The organism is Streptosporangium sp. NPDC020072 (genome assembly GCF_040631445.1).
Lineage (GTDB): Bacteria > Actinomycetota > Actinomycetes > Streptosporangiales > Streptosporangiaceae > Streptosporangium.
Window position 1 is genome coordinate 1 of the sequence record NZ_JBEYAB010000012.1, and the last position, 21,098, is coordinate 21,098.

Here is a 21,098-nt window from a genome sequence, read left to right on the forward strand (position 1 = left end):
CTACGCCACCGCCGAGACCGTGCTGGCCTACGGCGACGTCATCATCGTCTCCGGCAAGACCAAGCAGATCGAGCGGTTCACCGACCTTCCCTGAACACCGGTTCTGACCTGCGCGGACGGCGGTCAGGGCCGGGTGGGCACTCGATGATGTTATCCCGAAATGGGATTTTCCCTAGGAAAACCGGGTTCATACGATCCACCGTGACGACGAAAGAGCGGCGGCCGTTCGTGCCCTGCCTGCCCGGCGGCGCGTCCACTCAGGAATGAGGGCCCGGTGAGTCGAAAACGCATTCTGTCTCTCGTGACCGCGCTTCTCGCGCTTCCCCCGCTGGCGGTGACCACCACCGCCTCCGCCACCGTCACTGCCGCCCCCTACTGTTACGAGGAACCCTCACAGCCGACCGCGGACGTGAGCGACCTCAGGGCGAGGTTCACCTCGTCCAACTGGATGCAGACGCTCCAGGCGGTGTACGGCAGGCGGTGGCCGAGCGGCCAGGCGCTGGCCGTCGCCCAGGCCAGGGACAAGTACTGGACCCAGTTCGTCCAGACGAGCAGCTTCGAGGCCTTCGCCGAGTCGATGATGGTGGCGATCCACGAGGAGACCCACATGTGGGACCTCGACCCGGCACGGACCAGGTGGAACGTGCACACCGCGGCCTGGATCAACGCCTCCAGGCAGGACACGGTCGTGCCGCTGTACGACGGGTTCCCCCGCAAGGAGATCCTGCCGCTGATCCAGGACCGGCTCAGCGACTCCATGGACGGCATCTACCTGCGTGACCGGACCCAGGGGGAGTATCACCTACAGGGTGTGCTGGCCGAGCTGAACGCCGGACTGACGGGCCTGCCCGCGGTGACGGTCCTCCAGGAGTACATCAGGGGCATCGGCGCCAGCAACGCCCGCGACATCGCCGCGACCAACCTGCGCTACCTGCTGCTCTACCTCCGGGTGGCCAAGAGCAGGCACCCCGACTACTGGACGAGGATCAAGAACGAGCCGAAGCTGCGTGAGCTGGTCCTGACGCAGTTCCTGCGCACGGCCTACTGGCTGGAGAAGTCGGCGCCGTACACCGGCAAGCTGGGCAGCGCCGACGCCGACCGGATCACCGCGACCAACTACTCCCCGGCGAACATCGCGATCCTGGAGGAGTTCACCGGCAGAAGCGTCCGCACCGACACCCAGAAGAACTGCACCCTCTGAACGCCGAACGATCCCCTCCGGGTGCGGCCAGGGAGGATCGTCTGCCGCTTGTTTCAGGAAATCTCCGTAATGCCTTGGATGGGCTCCTCGCTCGGTCTGGCCCGTCCTGTACGCCGGAAGACTCACGCCTCCAGCGGCGCGCTCACACAGAACACACGCTTTTTCATTGACGACCCAACAGCCCGGCACGCCAACCACCGCGCGCCGGGCTGTTGGGTCGGGCTCTGCCGGATCAGGGCACGATCACGTGAAAGGCCAGGTCGGCAGCGGCCCCGTTGTTACCGCCGGAAACCAGGACGTACCGTTCGGCGCTGCCGCAGGCGGTCGTGTCGGACTCGACGAACACGCTGGAGTTCCATGGGGCGCTCCACTGCTTGGTGGCGACCGGAACGCTACGTGCGGCGTTGTAGTCGGCGTCCAACTCGATGCAGTACCGGCCGGTGGCGAGCTTGCGGACGCCGGTGATGCCCTTCGAGCGGACCACGCTGCCGTCGGCCTTGACGACCGCGGCGGCGCGGACGCCCGGACCCTGAGCGCCGCCGAGCCCCGCGTAGGCGACAGCGGCGCCGCCGAAACCGACAGCACCGGCCACGAGGCCGACCAACGTCACAGCGGTGATCTTGCGCATGCGAAAGTCTCCCGATCGCGTAGAGGAAACGAATGCCCAAGAGGGACCGTCCAGATTTGTCATCCCCTCGGGCTGGACGTCACCGAAAGTAGCGATCCATCACTCCAAGTCTCTATAGCGCCAGAGTAAGCCCCCCCTTTCCCTGCATCAGCGCAGGCCAGAGGTGCTACGGCGCCCCGGGTGCAATTCAGTCGAGATGCGGATGGACCGACCACGGGTGCAGACGCCTCAACCCAAAATCACGGTCGGGCCTCGGCCCCTGCCGCTCGTCACGTCCGGGCATGGCGACGAAAGTTCCCCGCGGCGCCGCCGAACGAGCCAAAGGAGACATCACGCGTGACAAGTTCGGCCGCCAAAGAATCACCGGCCAGGACGCTCGTCATCCGGAGGCTCATCGGCGCGACCCTGAGAGCACCTCACCCACCGGCCGACGAGGGCGCGCATCCGAGCATCGTGACCACACCCGGTCCGGCGGCGGACGGTTCCGGCCCGATCGATCGGGTCAGGCGCAGCGCCAGTCCCCGTCCCAGTCGTGGGAGTCGTACGCCTCAAGGACGAACCGGTGGCCACCGGCGACTTCAAGGCGGCCCCAAGGACGGCCGGCACCAGCACGAGCGCCGACCTCGTCCACATGGTCCACGTGCTTCGTCTCATGAGATCGCACCCTAGGGCTGCCGGCGACCGTATCCATGCGGAACAGGATTCAGGTGGCTCCTCATCACGGAGAGGAGCCACCTGGCGATCGATCGGGACAACTCAAGGCCCGCGGTGTTCACCGTCATCTCCATGACGGCTGTTTCGGGAGGAAGCCCTGGTTCCCGGTTATCTGGATGACTGGGGAGACGAGCTTCGCACGACCGGGAATCCCGGGAGACCCGGTTACTCGGGCACCGTCAGGGCCACCGGGACCCTGACGACCGGCTGGCGCGCGCTGGTCGAGTGGATGACGAGTTCCCCCTCCCGCGTGTCGCCGGGGGCGAGACCGGCGGTCGAGACGGTGACGGTCAGGGTCGCCGACTGGTTCTTGAGGAGTCCGCCCGTCAGGGGCGAGACGCTCAGCCAGCCGGACTGGGTGGATTCGGCGGTGACGTCGTAGGGGGTCGGCCAGCCCTGGTTGGTGAGGGTGACCGTCGCGGTCCTGGTGGTGCCGGGCGGGGCGGTCAGGCTCACCTGGGTGGGGGCGGCGACGACCTTTCCGGTGATCAGCTCGGTGTCCATGGTGGTGCTGTCGCCCGCGACGACGGTCACCTGCCGGGTGGTCGTGCCGTAGTTCTCCCCGGAGACCTGCGCGGTGTGGTTCCCGGCCCGGATCTGACCGGAGAAGGCGCCGTCCTGGCCGGTGGTGAACGTGGCGACGTAGGGGAAGGTCACCGTCGCCCCGGCCACCGGCCGGCCGTCGTTGGCGTCGGTGACCGTACCGCGCACCACGCCGTGGTCGGCGGCGACGAACGTCAGGCTCTGCCCGTCGGTGAGGGAGGCCGTGTTGTAGGAGTAGAGCAGCGCGTCGGTGCCGTCGGCGTTCTCGATGCCGATCGTGGCGCCTCTGCCCCCGCTCCGTTCGGTGCCGATGCCCTTGTAGCGGTAGCTGATCGTGCCGTCCTCACCGAGGAGCGCGGAGAACGAGACGTGATCATCCGAACCCACGATCGCGACATCGCGCCATTCGATCACGAAGGACCGGTGCGGAGCGGTACCCACCGTGGCGGTGTAGACGCCCGCGTTGCCGCTTAGCATGAGGCTGTCCCAGAACGGATAGATCGCCAGATCGGGAACATCGGCGTACGGCAGGGGATCGTTTTCGCCGCCGACGATCAAGACTTCGGTGAAGGTCGCGAGGCCGACGGGGGCGACCCAGATCTCGTTTTTCAAAGCGCCGTAGAACGGCACGGGGAACGGCAGCGCCACCCGTTCGGTCGTGGTCTCCGGGGGCAGTGCGAGGCGCTGGGTGCCCGCCACGTACGGTTCGGTGCCGACCTCGCAGGTGTAGCCGAAGTCGTCGGTGCGCCGCTGAAGGCTGACGTTCCTGGTCATGTTCCCGGCCACGGTGATCTGCTCGTCGGCGGAGGTGTCGCACCGTGAGGCGCCGACCAGCAGGTGGTAGGAGCCGTCCGGCAGCCTGATCTGGTAGTGGCCCGTGGCGTCGGTGACCGTCCTGGCCCCCGTGCCGGTCACGACGACCGTGGCGTCCGCGGCGGGGGCGCCCGCCACGGTGACCGTCCCCGAGACGACGCCGCCCGGCTTCTGGGTCAGTGTGACGTCGGCGGTCGCCGTCTGGCCGTCCGTGACGGTCGCCGTCCCGGTGAAGTCCTGGTAGCCGAACCTGGAGACGGTGACCTGGTAGACGCCGGGAGACAGACGCGGCATGGAGTAGGCGCCGTCCTGGCCGCTGACCGCCGTACGGCCGGACGGACCGGTGACCCTCACCTCGGTGTCCGGCACGGGCTGCCCGTTCGACGTGACGGTGCCGTGGAGGTCGCCGAGCGGATCGTCCGGCGCGGCCAGCACGGCGGCGTGGACGTCCATGGAGCCCTCACCGGCGACGTTGTTGTCGTCGGCCGTCCCGCCGCAACTCGTGTCGGGGATGTCGACGGCGGTGTCGTCGAACAGCGCCCGGATGGCGCTGACGTTTTTCCGCAGGGAGGGGGCGGCGGACAGGACGAGCGCGACCGCGCCCGCCACGTGTGGAGCCGCCTGGGAGGTTCCGGTCATGTGCCCGTAACCCCCGTCGGGGGTCGAGGAGCGTATCTCCGTCCCGGGGGCGGAGATGTTGGGCTTGATGTCCCCGTTCTCACCCGGCCCTCGGCTGGACTCGTCGAAGACGTTCCCGGTGGAGTCGAGATTGCCCACGCTGTAGGTCTCAAGGTAGCTTCCGGGGTGACGGCTCGTGTCGCACGGCTTTTCCTTCCCCTCGTTGCCGTTGGCGAAGACCGGGAAGATCCCCGCGGCGATCCAGGCGTTGACGGAGGCCCGGAAGTCGACCCCGACCTGGTTCGGAGCCCAGCCCCAGGAGCTGTTGACGACGTCCGGAGCGAGATCTTCGCGGGGGTTCTCGCCGTTCAGGTCGGTGGGCCTGATCATCCACTGGGCGGTCGCCAGCAGCCCGGGTTCCGTACAGTCGCTGCCGCAGCCGTTGGAGCCGATCCACCTGGCACCCGGCGCGACCCCGATGCCGTTCGCTCCGGCCGCGATGCCGGTCACGTGTGTGCCGTGCCCCATCGAGTCACACGGAGCGGCGGAGGGGCACTTCCCGTAGGCGTCGAACCAGTTGTAGTTGTGGTCAACGGACCCGTCGGCCCGTGTGCCGCGGTAGGACCCGATCAGCGCCGGGTGCGTGAAGTCGACTCCGCTGTCGATGACACCGATGACGATGCCCTCGCCCCGGTTGTGCAGGTCGTTCCACACCTGCGGGGCCTTCACCATGTCGATGTTCCACTCGACCCCGGCCGCCGCCTTCGAACGAGCCTTGTCCGGCTTCGGTCCGGGCTCCTTCGGAATATCGATCTTGGCCACCGGCTCGACGGCGGTCACCTCGGGCAGGACGGCGATCTCCTCGGCGGTCACCTTCACCGCGTTGACGATCCAGAACGGCGTGAACTCGGCGTTCCGTCTGGTCAGCAGCGCGCGGAGCCCGGCCTGGGACCGGTCGGCGTAGGCGGTCTTGGCGTCGTAGACCGCCTTGCCCTTCGCGGCCTTCGTCGTGGCTCTGGACGCGGGGCTGAGGTCGGCCTCACCCTTCAGCCGGACCCAGAGGGCGGCCTTGCCGTCCTTCAGGCTCGCGCGGGCCTTCGCCGTGATCTTGCCGGGCTCGTACGGCTTGGCGTTCGCCACGTTCTGGGGGAGGAGCAGGCACAGCAGGGCGAGCACGCCGACGAGTGCCCGGGATAAGGAAGTACGTCGTAGGGCATGGGACATGTGTTCTCCTAGCGTCCGCCGGAGTTCGGGACACCGGACCTCCCCCGGGGAGGTCCACGTGACTTTCCCGCGGCCGAGGAGGGACCTTCCTCGGCCGCGGAGCACTGGTGGGGAGGACACGCCTGTCAGGCGGTCCTTGGTCGCGGCCCTCGTGGGCCGGCCGTCATGGGGCAAGCATGGCGGCGGGGGCACGCCGTGATCGATCCCGCCCGCTGCCGGGGCGGGGTACAGCCTGCGCTACCCGTGCGTGACGCGGGCCTGGATGCCGTGGAGCACGTTGTGGGTCGCGCGGATGGAGCCCTCCTGCCAGCCGTTGATGTGGCTCATGTGTTCGCCCGCGAACCAGTACGGCCCGTCCGGCGGCAGCAGTACGGAGTAGATGTCGCGGCGGGTGGCCGGGTCGTCCCCCCAGTCGATCCAGGCACCTCCCTGGAAGGGCACGTTCGGCCACGCGACGGAGACGGGACGCCGGACCAGGTTCCGGTAACCGGGGTGGAGGTGTTCGCCGTCGGCGACGGCCGCGGCGGCGCGTTGCGCGGGCGTCATCGCCGAGAAGGAGTTCCCGATGTCGTGTGTCCAGATGTAGGCGCCGACGAGGATGCCCTCGCGGGCGTGGAGGTTCGAGCTGGGGTACCACATCTGGGTGATGTCCCGGCTGCTCCACGAGATGCCGCCGTAGATCTGGTGGTCCTTCTCCCACCACCGGTCCGCCTGGAACGCGATCTTGACGGCCGGGATGTAGTAGGGGACCGCCGCCTCGACGGCCCGTTTCACGGGCGGCGAGAAGTCGCTGTCGATGGCGTTGACGACCGTGAGGGGGACCGTCACGATCACGTGGTCGGCGTCCCAGACCTGCACGCGCCCGGTGACGCGGTCACGCCAGGTGACCTGGGCGCCGGACCCGGCGCGCCTGAGCTTCGTCACCTGCGCGTTGAGCGTGATGAACCGCCGGGTCCGCTGGTAGAAGGCCCGCGCGACGGCGTCCATGCCGCCGGTCGGCTCCACGACGGTCGACTGCTGCGGGTACTGCTCGCTGAACAGCGCGCGCCAGCGCAGCGACGAGCCCTTGGAGATCTCGACGAGGTCGAGGGGTTCGAGGACCTGGCCCGGTTCCGGTCCCCCCGGCGGCTCGGAGTATCCGGCGTCAGGCGACCCGGTGTAGCGGTAGTTCCCGTCGAGCCCGCCGAACCCCTGGATGAAGTCACGCACCCGGGCGAGGTCCTCCTCCGACATGGGACGGTCCAGGTCCTGCTTGAGCGCGCGCGCCGCCAGCTCCGCGACGGCTCCCCGCGTGTCGGTGATCACCCGGCGGGCGCGCTGCGGCCGTCCGCCGAACGCGGCGGCGTCGTGCAGGTAGGCGGCGCGGTTGTCGTTGACGAACACCTGCAGGGGGACGTCGAAGTCGCGGCAGTACCCGAGGAGCGCCTCGTGGTGGTGGGGGATCCTGGCGGGGCCCGCGTTGAAGTAGAGGCCCGGATCGCGGTCCCAGTCGACGCGCTGGACCGAGCCGTTCTCGACGACGGTGTCCCCGCCGCGGTAGGTCCTGATCCGGCCGCCGACCCGCTCCTGCGCCTCGAAGACCCGCACGTCGTACTGCGCGGCCGACAGTTCGAGCGCGGCGACCATGCCGGAGACGCCGGCGCCGATCACCGCGACCTTGACGCCCCGCCCGCCGCCGTGTCGTGCCAGGTCCGGCCGTCCGGCGTAGGCCTCGGGTACGGCCAGCAGGCCCATCGCCGTCAGCGTCCCGTACGCGGCTCCCACGCCACCGGCGCGTCCGACCAGGTTCACGAACGCCCGGCGTGTCAGTCGGTCACGGTACATACGCCCTCCAGTACGGGGATGAGTGCGTCGGGATCGGTGGGGCGCCGCCCGGAGGAGCGTGGGCGGGAGAGAGCCCACAGCCGTTTGACGGCGACCTGGCCGGGGTCACGAACCGGGAGGCGTCGACGCGCTGAGCTCGACGGGGCCGAGACGCCTGTTCTCCAGACGCGCCTCTCGGGAGAGCATGAGGTTCTGGGGAGGTGCGAGGCCAGTTTGTCGTTTTATGACGGGAATGTCATTGATGGTTTCTGTATTGGTTGTTGATGGTTTCTGCACGCTCTCTCGGCGGGCGGGGCATGGCCGTTCGCCGGGGACGGCCCCTGTCGTCGCCCGCCCTCGCCGGGTGGGCCGCCGATCAGGGACTTCCGCCGCTCTCGCCCCGCGTGGCGCCCTCGTGGCTCGCCTGCACCGGAAATATATGGATATATCCGACTATTCCTCACTCAACAGGTGTAACTCTCCCTGAGGTCGGTAGCACCTGAAGTCAGGAGAGGGGGAGCCATGGAATTGACGGCCACGACGACAATCCGCAAACCGGCGCGGGACGTTTACGCGTTCTGGCGTCACCTGGAGAACCTCCCGACGTTCATGTGCCACCTTGACGAGGTACGTGTCACGGGCGAACGGACGAGTCACTGGACGGCGAGCGCCCCGTTCGACCGGACGGTCGGATGGGACGCCGAGATCACCGACGAGGTGCCGGGAGAGCTGATCGGCTGGCGCTCGACCGGCGACGCCGACGTGCCGAACGCGGGAAGGGTCCGGTTCGCGCCGGCCCCGGACGGCGTGAGCACGGAGGTGTACGTACTGCTCGTCTACGACATCCCGGGCGGCCCGCTCGGCAAGGCGGTCGCCAGATACTTCGGCGAGGAGCCGCACCAGCAGCTCGACGACGACCTGCGCAGGCTGAAGCAGGTTCTGGAGACCGGTGAGGTGATGCGATCCGACGGGGCGCCCTGGGGCAAACGCGCCCGCCGGGAGTTCCCGCAGCGTCCGGCGCGGCCCCTGTCGGCGGAGGAACTCGCGAAGGGGGCGGGGGCATGAGGGCCAACACCTGGGCCGGACGCAACAAGGTCGAGGTCCGCGACGTGCCGGACCCGACGATCCTCAACGGCCGTGACGCGATCGTCCGGATCACCTCGACCGCGATCTGCGGTTCCGACCTGCACCTTCTCGACGGGTACGTGCCGACGATGCAGGACGGCGACGTCATGGGCCACGAGTTCATGGGCGAGGTGGTCGAGGTCGGAAACGGCGTCGACCCGTCGCGGCTGCGTGTCGGCGACCGCGTCGTGGTGCCGTTCCCGATCGCCTGCGGCGCCTGCGCGGCGTGCGCGGCGCGGCTGTACTCGTGCTGTGAGAACAGCAACCCCAACGCCGGGATCGCGGAGAAGATGTTCGGCCACCCGGTCGCCGGGATCTTCGGATACTCGCACCTGACCGGGGGGTTCGCCGGAGGGCAGGCGGAGTACGCACGCGTGCCGTTCGCCGACGTCGGGCCGCTGCGGATCGAGTCGGAGCTGAGCGACGAGCAGGTGCTGTTCCTGTCCGACATCCTGCCCACCGGTTACATGGGCGCCGAGATGTGCGACATCCAGCCCGGCGACGTCGTCGCCGTGTGGGGCGCGGGCCCGGTCGGGCAGCTCGCCATGGACAGCGCGAGACTGCTCGGCGCGGCCGAGGTCATCGCGATCGACAGGGAACCGTACCGGCTGCGCATGGCCGAGGAGGCGGGCCACACCACGGTCGACTTCGAGGAGACCGATGTCCGCTCCCGGCTGCTGGAGCTGACCGGCGGACGCGGCCCGGACAAGTGCGTGGACGCCGTCGGCCTTGAGGCCACGCACGGCAGCGCCCACATCGGCGCCTACGACCGCGTCAAGCAGGCCGTCCGCTCCGAGACCGACCGTCCGCACGCCCTGCGGCAGGCCATCCTGTCGTGCCGCAGCGGCGGAGTGGTCTCGGTCATCGGCGTGTACGGCGGGCTGGTCGACAAGTTCCCCGCGGGGGCGTGGATGAACCGGTCGCTCACCCTGCGCACCGGGCAGTGCCATGTGCAGCGGTACATGGAGCCGCTGCTGAGGCTGGTCGAACGGGGCGAGCTCGACCCGACCCGGATCATCACCCACACCCTGCCGCTCGAACAGGCGCCGTACGGCTTCGACATCTTCAAGAACAAGCGGGAGGACTGCGAGAAGGTCGTCCTCAAGCCCTGAGAGGGCCCTGGGCGCCACGCCGCCGGAGCACCCCGCGCCCCGAGGGCGGGGATCAGACGCCCGGCGAGGCGTGGACGGGGGCCAGGTCGGTGAACCCGGAGATGTTCAGGACGGGGAGCAGGAGAGGAGGGGCGATCAGTTCGATCCGGTCGACATGGGCGAACAGGACCGACAGGCCGGCGCTGTCGAGGTAACCGACGGAGGTCAGGTCGAGGACGACCGCGCCCGTCGTGCGTTCGAGGGCGGCGGCGAGGACGTCGGTGTTGCTCATGTCGATCTCACCGACGGCCGTCAGCAGGGCGACGCCGTCCGGGCGGAGATCGGGGACCAGGGTGAGCGGTGTGGCCATCAGGTGATCCTCGTGTGCATGTCGACGGTGGTTCCGGTGGAACCCGGGGTGACGGTGACGTGCTGCATCATGGCGCGCATCAGGGCCATGCCACGGCCGCGATGGGCGTTGGTCTCGGGACGGGGAGGCTTCCAGTGGCCGCTGTCGGTCACGGTGAGCCGCAGATCGTCGACGGAGGCCTCGGCACGCAGGCGGATCGTGCCGCCGGGGGCGTCGCGGTGCCCGTGCTCGATGGCGTTGGCGCACGCCTCACCGGCGGCGAGCAGGATGCCCTGCAGGACCGGTGGGGAGAGCCTGCACTGGGTGAGCCAGCCACGCAGGGCCGTACGGATGGGTGCGAGCTGGGACGACTCAGCGGGGAAGACCACGTCCAGGGGAGCGGGGTGCCGGTACAGCAGCAGGGCGACGTCGTCGTCGTAACCCCCCTCCGGGGCCAGGCGGGTCATGACCTGGGTGGCGAGATCGTCGACGGCGATGTTCCGGCCCGCCTGGACCGCCGCGCCCGCCTGGTCGATGCCCGCGGTCAGGGGGCGGCGACGGCGCTCGACGAGGCCGTCGGTGTACAGCAGCAGGGTGGCGCGCGCGGGGATGTCGCACTCGCCTTCGGGACGCGCCCTGCCGGGGAGGACGGCCAGCGGGGCGGAGCGGCCCTCTGACAGGAGGCGGACGGTGCCGTCGGGGTGGGCGAGGATGGCCGGTGGATGCCCGGCGCTGGAGTAGGTCAGGTGCCCGGTGCGCGGATCCAGGACGCTGCAGAAGACCGTGGTGCACCTCGCGCCGGGGAGGTCGGCGGCGAAGTGGTCCAGGGCCATGAGGGTCCGGCCCGGCCGGGCGTCCTGCAGCAGCAGGGCGCGGCAGGCGCTGCGCAGCTGCCCCATGACGGCCGCCGCCTCCAGCCCGCGGCCGACACAGTCGCCGACCACGATGCCGATCCGGCCGTCGGGCAGGGCGACCGTGTCGTACCAGTCGCCGCCGACCTCCAGGGGAGGGGTGGCCGGTTCGTAGCGGACGGCGAAACCGTCGGGAAGGCTGGAGGGGCCGAGGATGGCGCGCTGCAGGGCGAGGGCGGTCTCGCGCTGCTGGTCGATCTGGTGGGCGCGGACCAGGCCCTGGGCGAGATGCCCGGCCAGCAACGACAGCAGCAGCTGGTCCTCACCGGTGAAGGGCCGGTGGTCACCCAGGTCGATCCACAGGGCCAGCGGGCCCTCGGGGTGCTCCAGGAGGACGCCGGCCCCGGTGCGGTCGGTCACCGAGGAGAGCGGAGGCCGTCCGCGCAGTTCGGTGAGGGCGTCACGGCGCCGCTCGGGCAGCAGCCGCCAGACGGGTGAGCCGTCGGTTGCGGTCAGGGCCGGCTCGTCGTCGCCGTCGAAGACGGCGGCCAGCACCGACCGGGCGCGCCAGAGGTTCTTCAGTTCGGTCAGCGCGCCGCGCAGCGCGTCGTCCAGGCTGGTGGCCCGGGACAGGCACGTGCTCAGCGACGCCAGGGCGCTCTCCCGCTGGACGGCGTAGTGCTCCGCGGTGACGTCGCGGAAGGTGCCGACGGTCACCCTGCGGCCGGTTTCCGGGTCCTGGGCCTGGTTGAAGGTGGCGCTGATCCACAGCCGGTGCCCGTCGCGGTGGGTGACGGGCAGGGTGTGGCTGCCCCGGCCCTGGCCGAGCAGGTCCGCGAAGGACTCGGCGACCTGCCGGTGCGCCTCGGGATCGGTCTCGGCGTCGGGCCACCAGGGATGGGCGGGCGCGTACGGCAGGCCGTCGGCCCCGTAGCCGAGGATGTCGGCGAAGGAGGCGTTGATCTCGATGACCGCGCCGTTCTCGTCACAGACGAAGAACGCCTCCCGAAGGGAGTCGATCAGCGCGGTGCGCCAGCGGGCGTGGTGGCCGCGCAACCGGGCCAGTTCCACGCTCGCCCGTACACGTGCCAGCAGTTCGGCCGCGGTGAACGGCTTGACGAGGTAGTCGTCGGCACCGGCCCGCAGGCCCTCGATGGAGGCCTCCTGCCCGGCCCTGGCGGACAACAGCAGGATGGGAACCGAGGCGGTGCGCGAGTCGGCCCGGAGCGCCGCGACCAGCCCCAGGCCGTCCAGGTGGGGCATCATCACGTCGCTGACCACCAGGTCGGGAGTGGTCGTGCGGACGGCCCGCAGGGCCTGCCGTCCGTCGCCGACCGCGTCGACCAGGTAACCGGCCCCCCGCAGGATGCGGGCGAGGTACTCGCGCATGTCGGCGTTGTCGTCGGCGATCAGCACCCGTGCCGGGGGGTCGGAGGCCGGAGCCGCCCCCGCCGCCTCCGTCGTCCCGGCGGCCGGATCGTCGGGCAGCCAGCGCAGCGCCTCCTGCAGGTAGGGGTCGGCCGCGGCGGAGGTCACGGAGAGGGACCCGGCGAGGGACGGGGTCGTACCGGTGGCCGGGGTCAGCGCCTCGGGGGGCAGGTGGGCGTGCCCGAAGGGCAGACGGATGGTGAAGGTGGTGCCCTCTCCTTCGACGCTGTCGGCGGTGATGGTGCCGCCGTGCAGACCGACGAGCTCCCACACCAGGGCCAGCCCGATTCCGCTTCCCTCGTTGGAGCGGGACCGGGTGTTCTCGATGCGGTGGAAGCGCTCGAACAGCCTGGGCAGTTCCCCGGCGGGCACGCCGATGCCGGTGTCCTCGACGGTGACCACGGCGTGGCCGTCGCAGGCGCGCACGCGGACCCGGATGGAGCCGTCGAAGGTGAACTTCAGCGCGTTGCTGAGCAGGTTGAGGATCACCTTCTCCCACAGGCCGTAGTCGATGTGGACCGGACCGTCCAGCGGGGGACAGTCGACGTCGAAGGACAGACCGGCCTTCTCGACGGCCGAGCGGAACACGCTGGCCAGGTCGGAGGTGACGGCGGCCAGGTCGACCGGCTGGTAGCGGGCCCGCATACGGCCGGCCTCGATGCGGGAGAAGTCCAGCAGGGTGTTGACGAGCTTGCCCAGCCGCAGCCCGTTGCGGTGGACGGTCTCCAGCTCCTGGCGTATCCGGGGATCCGCCTCGGCGAGCTGCCCGCGCAGCTCATCCAGCGGCCCCATGATCAATGTGAGCGGGGTGCGGAACTCGTGACTGATGTTGGAGAAGAACGTGGTCTTGGCCCGGTCGAGCTCGGCCAGTTCCTCGGCCCGCCGCTGCTGGGCCTGGTAGTTGCGGGCGCTGGCGACCCCCGCCGCGATGTGCCCGGCGACCAGCTCGGCGAATCCACGGTAACCGTCGTCCAGCGGCCGGTACCGGTTCAGCGCGGTCACCAGGAACCCGTACGGCCCGCCGCCCTGTCGCAGCAGCGGCAGGACCAGTGCCTGCGTGGGCGGCTGTGGCCAGTCCCCGGTGGGCAGGGCGGTGAACGGAGCCCTCCCGAGGTCCACGAGCGCCGGTTCTCCCTGGGCGAGTGTCGCGGCGGGCCACACTCCGTCCGTGTCCCCGGCGGGCAGGGCCGCCGGGGCGGCGGGATGTCCGGGGGCGACGCCGGTCGCGTTGGCCAGCCGGGCGGAGCCGTCGTCCTGGAACAGGTAGGTCAGCGTGAAGGGAAGGTCCCGCAGGTTGCGGCCGAGTTGCCTGCCGGTGAAGGCGAGCATCTCCTGCTCGGTGCGCACCACGCTGAGGTCGGAGCCCAGGTGCCGCAGCGTCGTCATCCGCCGTCCGCCGACGACCCGCTCGGTGTCCTCGCTGACCACGCACAACATGCCGACCACCTGGCCGTCGTCGTCACGCAGGGGGCTGTAGGAGAAGGTGTGGTAGGTCTCCTCCGGATACCCCGACCGCTCAAGGAACAGCAGCAGGGCCTCGTCCCAGGTCGCCCTGCCGGTGGTCAGCACGGTGTCGATCCGGGGGCCGATGTCGTCCCAGATCTCCGCCCACACCTCGTTCGCCGGGCGGCCGAGCGCCCACGGGTACTTGCGGCCCAGCGTGTCGCGCCGGTAGGCGGCGTTGCAGAAGAACGTCAGGTCCGGCCCCCAGGCCATCCACATCGGGAACCGGGACGACAGCAGGATGCTCACCGCCGTCCGCAGGCTCTGCGGCCAGCGAGCCGGTGACCCGAGGGGGGTCGCCTCCCAGTCAACCAGGGCGAGATCACCGCCGATCTCGCCGTCGACGGCGAACACGTCGGCTCCCGCCGTCACCGACGGTTCACGCCCAGCGTCTTCAGAACGCGTCACCGAACGCCCTTTCACCCACCTGACCGGATCCCGAAGCCGCCACTCGTCCCGGTCGCGTCCACGGCCCATGATGCACGTCCCGTTCTCTTGCCGATGTGGGGAAGAAAACACCGGCATCGCCCCGCTACCTTGGCCGCTGTATTATTTTTTCACCCATTGTAGGACAATTCGGTCTTTTTCCGGTGCGTGTGGCCGGGCCGACGAGGTACGAAAAGCACCCCTCGGGAGTACGGTGGCCAGGGCCTGAGGGCCCGGGGCAGGAGAATCCACCCCGGAGCGCAGGCACATATCGGCCGTCCATGGGCAGTAACCGGTTCGGCGCTCGTCGCCACGACCAGTAAGCATCACACAAGACAGGTGAACACCGATGTCGACCAAGGGCGCCGAGGGCAGGCGGTGCGAAGAGCGAGGACGGACCGGCCTGTCGGCCAGGGCGGACACGAACATGGAGCGCTTCGCCGCTCTGGTGGCCCGGACGTTGCGGGCACCGGTGGCGCTGGTGTCCCTGGTCGAGGGAGACCGTCAGGTCTTCCCCGGCCTGGCAGGCCTGACAGGACCATGGGCCGAGAGCCGGCAGAGTCCGCTGTCGCACTCGCTGTGCCGGTACGTCGTGACGGACGGCGAACCGCTGGTCCTGACCGACGCCCGCCTCGACGAGCGGGTGCGCGCCGTCCCGGCCGTCGCCGAGCTGGGGATGGTCGCCTACGCGGGGATGCCGCTGACCGACGAGGACGGGCGGGTGCTGGGGTCGCTGTGCGCGGTCGACACCACCGCCCGCCGGTGGACCGACGCGGAACTGACCGACCTGGCCGACCTGGCCGCGGCGTGTTCGAGTGAGTTGCGGCTGCGCCTGGCCTCCCGCGCCGCGGAGGACGCCCGCGCGGCCGCGGAGGAGGCGCGCGCGACCGCCCAGGCCAACGCCGCGATGCTGCTGCGCGCCTCCCAGGAGATGGCCGAGGCCACCAGCGTCCAGGACGTGCGGCAGCGACTGCGCCACCTGGTGATCGGCGCCCTGGCGCCGCACTACATCGGACTGAGCCTGCTGCGGGACGGCAGGCTGACGCGGGTGCCCGACACCGACGGCCCGCACGAGGTCGAGGAGGTCCTCGGCCAGTACGACACCGAGGCGCCCTTCCCCTCGGCACGGGCGCTGCGCGATCGCCGGATGATCGCCATCCCCAGCCGGGAGGACCTGGCGGCCCGGTACAGCCCCGAGGCGGTGGCCGCGTTCGACTCCCTGGGCCTGACCTCGGCGGTGTGCCTGCCGCTGATCGCCAGCCGCGGCCCGGTCGGCGTGCTCATGGTCGGCTGGAATCGGCACCACCAGCCGGACCTGGTGGAACAGGCGACACTGAACGCGCTGGCCAGCTACACCGCGCACACCGTGGCACGCGCACTGTTCCTCGGCGAACGCATCACCGTCGCCCGCCAGCTGCAGAGCGCCATGCTGACCGACCTGCCCGCCACACCCGGACTGGACAGCGCCGCCCTGTACCGGCCCGCCGCCACCGACGACATGGTCGGGGGCGACTGGTACGACAGCTTCCCGCTGCCCGGCGTCCCCGGCGGGCCGGTGACGTCCTCCCTGGCGATCACCGTGGGCGACATCACCGGCCACGACATACGGGCCGCCGCCCTGATGGGACAGGTGCGCAGCATGCTTCGTCAGGCCGTACTCGACCACCCCGCGCTCGGGCCCGCGGCCGCGCTGACCGCTCTCGAACACGCCTGCCTGAGCCTGCGGCTGCCCGCGACCGGCAGCATCCTGCACGCCCGTCTGGAGCACGGCGACGCCGGATGGGCGTTGACCTGGTCGAACGCCGGTCACCCGCCTCCGCTGCTGCTCCTGCCCGACCGGAGCACCCGGCGGCTCGACCAGCACGACGTGCTGTTCTATCCGGGTCTCGGCCATCCACCGCGTACCGACCACCGCATGGATCTGGTGCCCGGCTCGACGCTGCTGCTGTACACCGACGGCCTCGTCGACCGGCCCGGCCGGGACGTCGAGCAGGCCATCGGCACCACCCGCGCGTTGCTGGCCGCCCACGGGGAGCGGCCGCTGCCCGAGCTGCTGGAGACACTGGCCGACGAGATGGCCGGGCCGAAGGCCGACGACGACGTCGCCATGCTCGCCGTACGCGTCCCGCTCCGTCCGCATGCCTGAGCCCGGCGGGCACCCGGGGCCGGCGCGGCGCACAGGACGCCCGGATGTGCCTTACCGTGGTCCCAGAGCCGTGTACCGGCAGGGGGCGCCTGTCAGTGGAAGGGAAGCCATGTCGCACCACGCCGACCAGAACGACCAGACGGGGCAGGCGCAGCAGGCCTTCACCGTGGAGGCCGGTACAGACGGCTATCCGACGATCGTGCACGTGTGCGGTGCGCTGGACTACGACACCTCTCCCGTGCTGGGCGCCGTGATCGACAGGCTGTGGGAGGAGCTGGACGGCGACCACCTGCTGCTGAACCTGGAACGAACCACCTTCTGCGACTCGGTCGGCCTGAGCCGCCTCGTCGCCGCCTTCACCGGTTCCCAGCAGCGGGGGGTGACGCTGCTGCTGGTCGCCCCGCAGCCCTTCATGCGCCACGTCCTTGACCTGACCGGCCTGTCGCGGATCCTGATGATCCGCGACAGCCTCGCCCAGGCGCTCGACGAGGCCCGGGAGCGCTCCACGAACGACCAGGGCCACGTGCCCTCCCTGTGAGGCCCTCGGCCGGCGCCACGCCCGGACCCCGGGTCGCGGGACCGGCTACCCGTGCTGGGGCACCGGCCGCGTGTCGGCGAAGGGGACCGCGGGAAGGGGGAGCGTCACCTCGACCGTGGTGCCCTCCCCGGGGCCGCCGCTGACGAGGCAGAGCCCGCCCAGCTCCGAGGTGCGCTCGCGCATGGAGGTCAGGCCGACACCCGCGCGGCGATCCGGCGCCAGCCCGGCGCCGTCGTCGACGATCAGCAGGCGCAGCGCCTCGGGTTCGCGGCGCAGTTCGACCCGGACGTGGGTGGCGTTCGCGTGCCGCCGGACGTTGGTCAGCGCCTCCTGCGCGATCCGGTAGACGGCCACCTCGACGGCGGCGGGCAGGTCGTCCAGCTCGCCCTCGACGCTCACCTCGGTGACGGGTCCCTCGGGGGTGGCGGGTCCGGCGAGCGCCCGTACGGCGGCGGCCAGCCCGAGGTCGTCGAGGGCGGGCGGGCGCAGGCCGTAGACGAGCTGCCTGATGTCGCCGGTGACCGAGTCCATGCCGGAGCGCAGCTCACGCAGCAGCCCGTCGGCGGCGTCGGGGGAGGTCTTCAGGCTGAGGCGGGCCATGTTGATGGTCATGGCCAGCCCGCTGAGCGTCTGCCCGAGGCCGTCGTGCAGGTCACGGCGCAGCCGCCGCCGTTCCTCCTCCCTGGTGCTCAGGATGCGCTCCCGGGAACGTTGCAAGTCGGCCGACATCCGCAGCGCGTGCGCCACGTCGGCCGCGTAGGGGACCAGCGTGGCCAGCACCCGCTCGTCGTGCGCGGCGGGGAAGCGGCGCGGGGTCGGCGGTCCGACCAGCAGCCGCCCCACCCGCTCGCCGTGCCAGACCAGCGGCACCTCACGGGGGGCGTCGCCGATCTGCCCGCTGGTCGCGCTCGCCACGCCGACCCGCTGTCCCGGCTCGCCGCCGGTCACCTCGACCGTGACCCCCTGTACGGCCAGGCCCTCACGCAGCACGCCGATCACCGACGCCAGCGCCTGCGCCGGATCCCCCCGGCGTACCTCCTGGACCAGCCGTTCCGCGAGCACACGCGGGTCGCCGACCGGACCGTAGAGCAGGCGGTCGATGGACCGTTGCAGCGTCCGGCCCAACGGCTGGAAGAACGCGCCGGTGAACAGGGCCGCGGCGAGCCCGGCGATCTGGTCGAGGCCGGAGACCAGCAGGCTCGACAGCGCGGCCACGCCGAAGTAGACCCCACCGACCACGGCCAGCAGCCCCGCCGCGACGAAGGTCCGGCTGACGATGGTGTCGATGCCGTACAGCCGGTAGCGCATCACCGAGAACAGCAGCGCGACCGGGATGAGCATCGCCCACAGGATCGACAGCCAGGTCAGCTCAGGCGCGGCGACGCCGACGAACATGAACACGATGTACCCGGCGAACGCCAGCAGCGGCCAGCCGATCTGCCGCCTGACCTCCGGGTCCGCCCCGCGGAAACGCAGCAGCATGGACAGCGCCGCCAGCGGCAGCGTCGCCAGGATCCCCGTCCAGTTCACCACCAGCATCGTCTGGTGGTACGGCGCCAGCTCGGGGATCTGCAGCGGGTTGTGGATGACCGCAGGGAACAGGTAACCCTCAAGCGGCGGGTCGGGGCGGATGAACTGGCGAGTGGTCTCGGCGACGGTGGACACCACGCCGAGCAGCACCACCGCCCGCCAGCGCCGCGAGGGCAGCCTGCCGTCCGGGGAGTACAGCGGCAGCAGCATCTCCAGCGCGAGCCCGGAGACCCCCCAGCCCAGATACACCGCGAACCTCAGGAACCCCGCGAGCGTGAGGTGCCCGTGCGAGGCGGTCAGCAGCATCATCGCCTGGCAGAAGTCGTGTACGGCGCCGCCGAGCCCGCCCAGGCACATCAGCCACGCCAGCTTGAGCCTGGGCCGGTGCGCGATGAGGAACGCGCCGACGGCGGGGAAGGTCACCCCCGCCGCCGTCAGCGGCGTGACGGTCTCGGGCGACTTCCACTCCTCGGGGAGGGTCGCGTAGATCCATATGGCCGCGGTCACGAGCAACGGAGACACCACGGCCAGGACGACGGTGACCGCCCTGGCTGCCCACGCCATCCCACTCCCGCTTTCCGGCGCTTGTTTTCGCCTGACCCTAGTGTGCCTTTGGGGCGGTACAAAGGTCACGATTCACCACCATTGTGGCAGGGGCGTTATCAAGGGAAGCGCCGGATTTCACACTGATGACCGCCAGCTCGTTCACACAACGGCGGGAATGAGATACAAACTCTCAGTGATCCCGATCGATGGCACTGATCCTCGGCGAATCGGTCCGTACCACATCATGGGCAGATTGGGAGCGGGCGGCATGGGGGTCGTGTACGCCGGTCTTGCCCCGGACGGCGCCCGCGTCGCGGTCAAGCTCGTCCACGACTCCCTCGCCGGAGACCCGGAGTTCCGGATGAGGTTCGCGCGGGAGATCTCCGTCCTCACCCGGGTACGGGGCCTGTGCACCGCGCGGATCCTCGAATCCGACGCGGACGCGGCACGCCCCTGGCTGGCCGCCGAGTACGTGCCGGGGCGGACGCTGGGCGACCACGTCCGGGCCGACGGCCCCCTGACGGGGGATCAGTGGTTCGGCCTCGTGGTGGGGCTGGCCGAGGCGCTGGTCGCGGTCCACGCCGTGGACGTCGTGCACCGTGACATCAAGCCCTCCAATGTGATCCTCGCGCCGAACGGCCCCAAGCTCGTGGACTTCGGGATCGCGCGGGCCCTCGACGGGACGTCCGTGACCCGCACCGGGGCTCTGGTCGGCACCCCCGGCTGGTTGAGCCCGGAGGAGTACCGCAGCACGTCGGCAGGACCGGCCGCCGACGTCTACGGCTGGGGACTGCTCGCCGTGTACGCGGCGACCGGCAGACCGCCCTACGGCACGGCCCGTCCCGAGGTCCTCGCGCTCAGGGTCCTCAACGACCCGGTGGACACCTCCGAAGTCCCCGAACCCCTGCGCGAGCTGGTCGGCAGAGCACTGGCCAAGGACCCGGCGTCGCGGCCCTCCGCGCGGGAGATCCTGGCGGAGGCGTCGCAGGCGTGGCGGATCGACGGGACCGACGAACTGACGACACGGCTCGACCACACCTGGGAGCCTCCCGTCGAGGACGTCCCCTGGCGGAAGGAGGAAGAGGAGGAGCAAGCCGGGCAGGAAGAGCAGGACAGCCCGGACAAGCAGGGGGAGCAGGGCAGGCGGGAGACGCGGAAGGGCGGCCGTCGCCGGGGCGTGCTGGCCGGTACCGTGGCCGTCGCCGTCGTGGGGGTGGTGGGAGCGGTCCTCTGGTCCCTGCCGGACGGGGCCGGCCTGTTCGCCGCGCCCTCGTCCACGCCACGGTCGACCCCACCGTCCGCCCCGGTGTCCACCCCACCGTCCAGCCCGTCGACCGTGCCCGCCTCGACGACTCTCTCGACGCCCCCGCCACCTTCGACGACCCCGGCCACTCAGATACGGCCGGAAGCCCCGGAGACGACCGCCGACCTTGCCGCCGCCCTCGACCTGGCGCTGACCATGACCCCTTCGGCGAGTTTCTCCTACGAGGGCGGTTTCACCCAGAGTTCCGCCGTCGCGACGGTGACCGGCAGGGTGGTGAACCGTACCGCTCACGCCGGCCGTGACGATTTCGACATCAAGATCGGGGGCGACGAGTTCGATGATCGTCACGTCGTCGTCCGTGACGGTGTCCTCTATCCCGGTAAGAAGAACCTGTTGAGCCTGAAGGCGGGCACCGCCGAGTGGGCCGTGCTCATGGTCGCGGGAACAGCCGGGCCGTCCGTCATCGGTGAGGTGGTGGCCAACTCCACCCGGATGGAGCGCAAAGGACACACCTACTCGGGAACCCTGGCCGTCGACAAGACGAACGGGCTCCTGCGGGAGCTTCTCGACTCGTGGATGGGTGGGGACGTCATGAAGGAGGGTTCTCGTTCGTACCTCACTTACCTGCTGACCACTGACACGCACGACAGGCCGAAGGCGTTCCACCTCGTCTGGAGCTTCCCCACCGGAAGCGCCGGCATCTACCGGGCCGACTTCACCACCACCTACAGCGACTGGCGCTCCGCCGAGTGACCTC

Annotated in this window: 12 protein-coding genes; 6 read left to right on the top strand and 6 right to left on the bottom strand. The window is 70.5% G+C overall.

Annotation, left to right across the window (positions count from 1 at the left end; translation table 11 throughout):
* The first annotated feature begins 301 nt into the window (after nt 1-301).
* Complete coding sequence (locus ABZ470_RS27225) at nt 302-1,201, top strand: hypothetical protein (protein ID WP_362914850.1); 900 nt, start codon at nt 302-304, stop codon at nt 1,199-1,201.
* 232 nt (nt 1,202-1,433) lie between these two features.
* Here the strand turns inward: ABZ470_RS27225 and ABZ470_RS27230 are convergent, their stop codons facing one another.
* The 3 genes from ABZ470_RS27230 to ABZ470_RS27240 all read right to left on the bottom strand — a co-directional run bounded on the left by ABZ470_RS27230 (nt 1,434) and on the right by ABZ470_RS27240 (nt 7,565).
* Nucleotides 1,434-1,829, bottom strand: a complete 396-nt coding sequence (locus ABZ470_RS27230; RefSeq protein WP_362914852.1) for a hypothetical protein — start codon at nt 1,827-1,829, stop codon at nt 1,434-1,436.
* Between the two features lie 879 nt (nt 1,830-2,708).
* Nucleotides 2,709-5,741 carry a S8 family serine peptidase gene (locus ABZ470_RS27235; RefSeq protein ID WP_362914854.1) on the bottom strand — a complete coding sequence of 1,011 codons (3,033 nt, stop codon included), beginning with the start codon at nt 5,739-5,741 and terminating at the stop codon, nt 2,709-2,711.
* 237 nt (nt 5,742-5,978) lie between these two features.
* Nucleotides 5,979-7,565, bottom strand: coding sequence for an FAD-dependent oxidoreductase (locus ABZ470_RS27240; RefSeq protein ID WP_362914855.1), 1,587 nt, complete (start codon nt 7,563-7,565; stop codon nt 5,979-5,981).
* Nucleotides 7,566-8,066: 501 nt separating this feature from the next.
* On the opposite strand from ABZ470_RS27240, the gene ABZ470_RS27245 reads away from it, so the two are divergent.
* On the top strand, nt 8,067-8,609 hold the full coding sequence (locus ABZ470_RS27245; protein WP_352015624.1) for an SRPBCC family protein: 543 nt from the start codon (nt 8,067-8,069) through the stop codon (nt 8,607-8,609).
* The gene (locus tag ABZ470_RS27250) at nt 8,606-9,781 is read left to right on the top strand and encodes a zinc-dependent alcohol dehydrogenase (RefSeq protein WP_362914857.1); all 1,176 of its coding nucleotides are present in this window, start codon (nt 8,606-8,608) and stop codon (nt 9,779-9,781) included. Before ABZ470_RS27245 ends, ABZ470_RS27250 begins: the two co-directional genes overlap by 4 nt.
* 52 nt (nt 9,782-9,833) lie before the next feature.
* On the opposite strand, the gene ABZ470_RS27255 is transcribed toward ABZ470_RS27250, so the two are convergent.
* Nucleotides 9,834-10,130, bottom strand: a complete 297-nt coding sequence (locus ABZ470_RS27255) for an STAS domain-containing protein (RefSeq protein WP_352015626.1) — start codon at nt 10,128-10,130, stop codon at nt 9,834-9,836.
* Entirely contained in the window at nt 10,130-14,299 is a 4,170-nt protein-coding gene (locus ABZ470_RS27260) for a SpoIIE family protein phosphatase (protein WP_362914859.1), read from the bottom strand. Before ABZ470_RS27260 ends, ABZ470_RS27255 begins: the two co-directional genes overlap by 1 nt.
* 367 nt (nt 14,300-14,666) lie before the next feature.
* On the opposite strand from ABZ470_RS27260, the gene ABZ470_RS27265 reads away from it, so the two are divergent.
* A complete protein-coding gene (locus tag ABZ470_RS27265) occupies nt 14,667-16,463 on the top strand; it encodes a SpoIIE family protein phosphatase (RefSeq protein WP_362914861.1) in 1,797 nt (598 codons plus the stop codon).
* A 109-nt stretch (nt 16,464-16,572) separates the two neighbouring features.
* A complete protein-coding gene (locus tag ABZ470_RS27270; protein ID WP_362914863.1) occupies nt 16,573-17,001 on the top strand; it encodes an STAS domain-containing protein in 429 nt (142 codons plus the stop codon).
* Between the two features lie 45 nt (nt 17,002-17,046).
* Here the strand turns inward: ABZ470_RS27270 and ABZ470_RS27275 are convergent, their stop codons facing one another.
* Nucleotides 17,047-19,095 carry a sensor histidine kinase gene (locus ABZ470_RS27275; protein WP_362914865.1) on the bottom strand — a complete coding sequence of 683 codons (2,049 nt, stop codon included), beginning with the start codon at nt 19,093-19,095 and terminating at the stop codon, nt 17,047-17,049.
* Between the two features lie 226 nt (nt 19,096-19,321).
* Between ABZ470_RS27275 and ABZ470_RS27280 the strand changes: the two genes are divergently transcribed.
* Nucleotides 19,322-21,094 (top strand): serine/threonine-protein kinase, encoded by a 1,773-nt coding sequence (locus ABZ470_RS27280; protein ID WP_362914867.1) that lies wholly within the window; start codon nt 19,322-19,324, stop codon nt 21,092-21,094.
* The last annotated feature ends 4 nt before the right edge of the window (nt 21,095-21,098 follow it).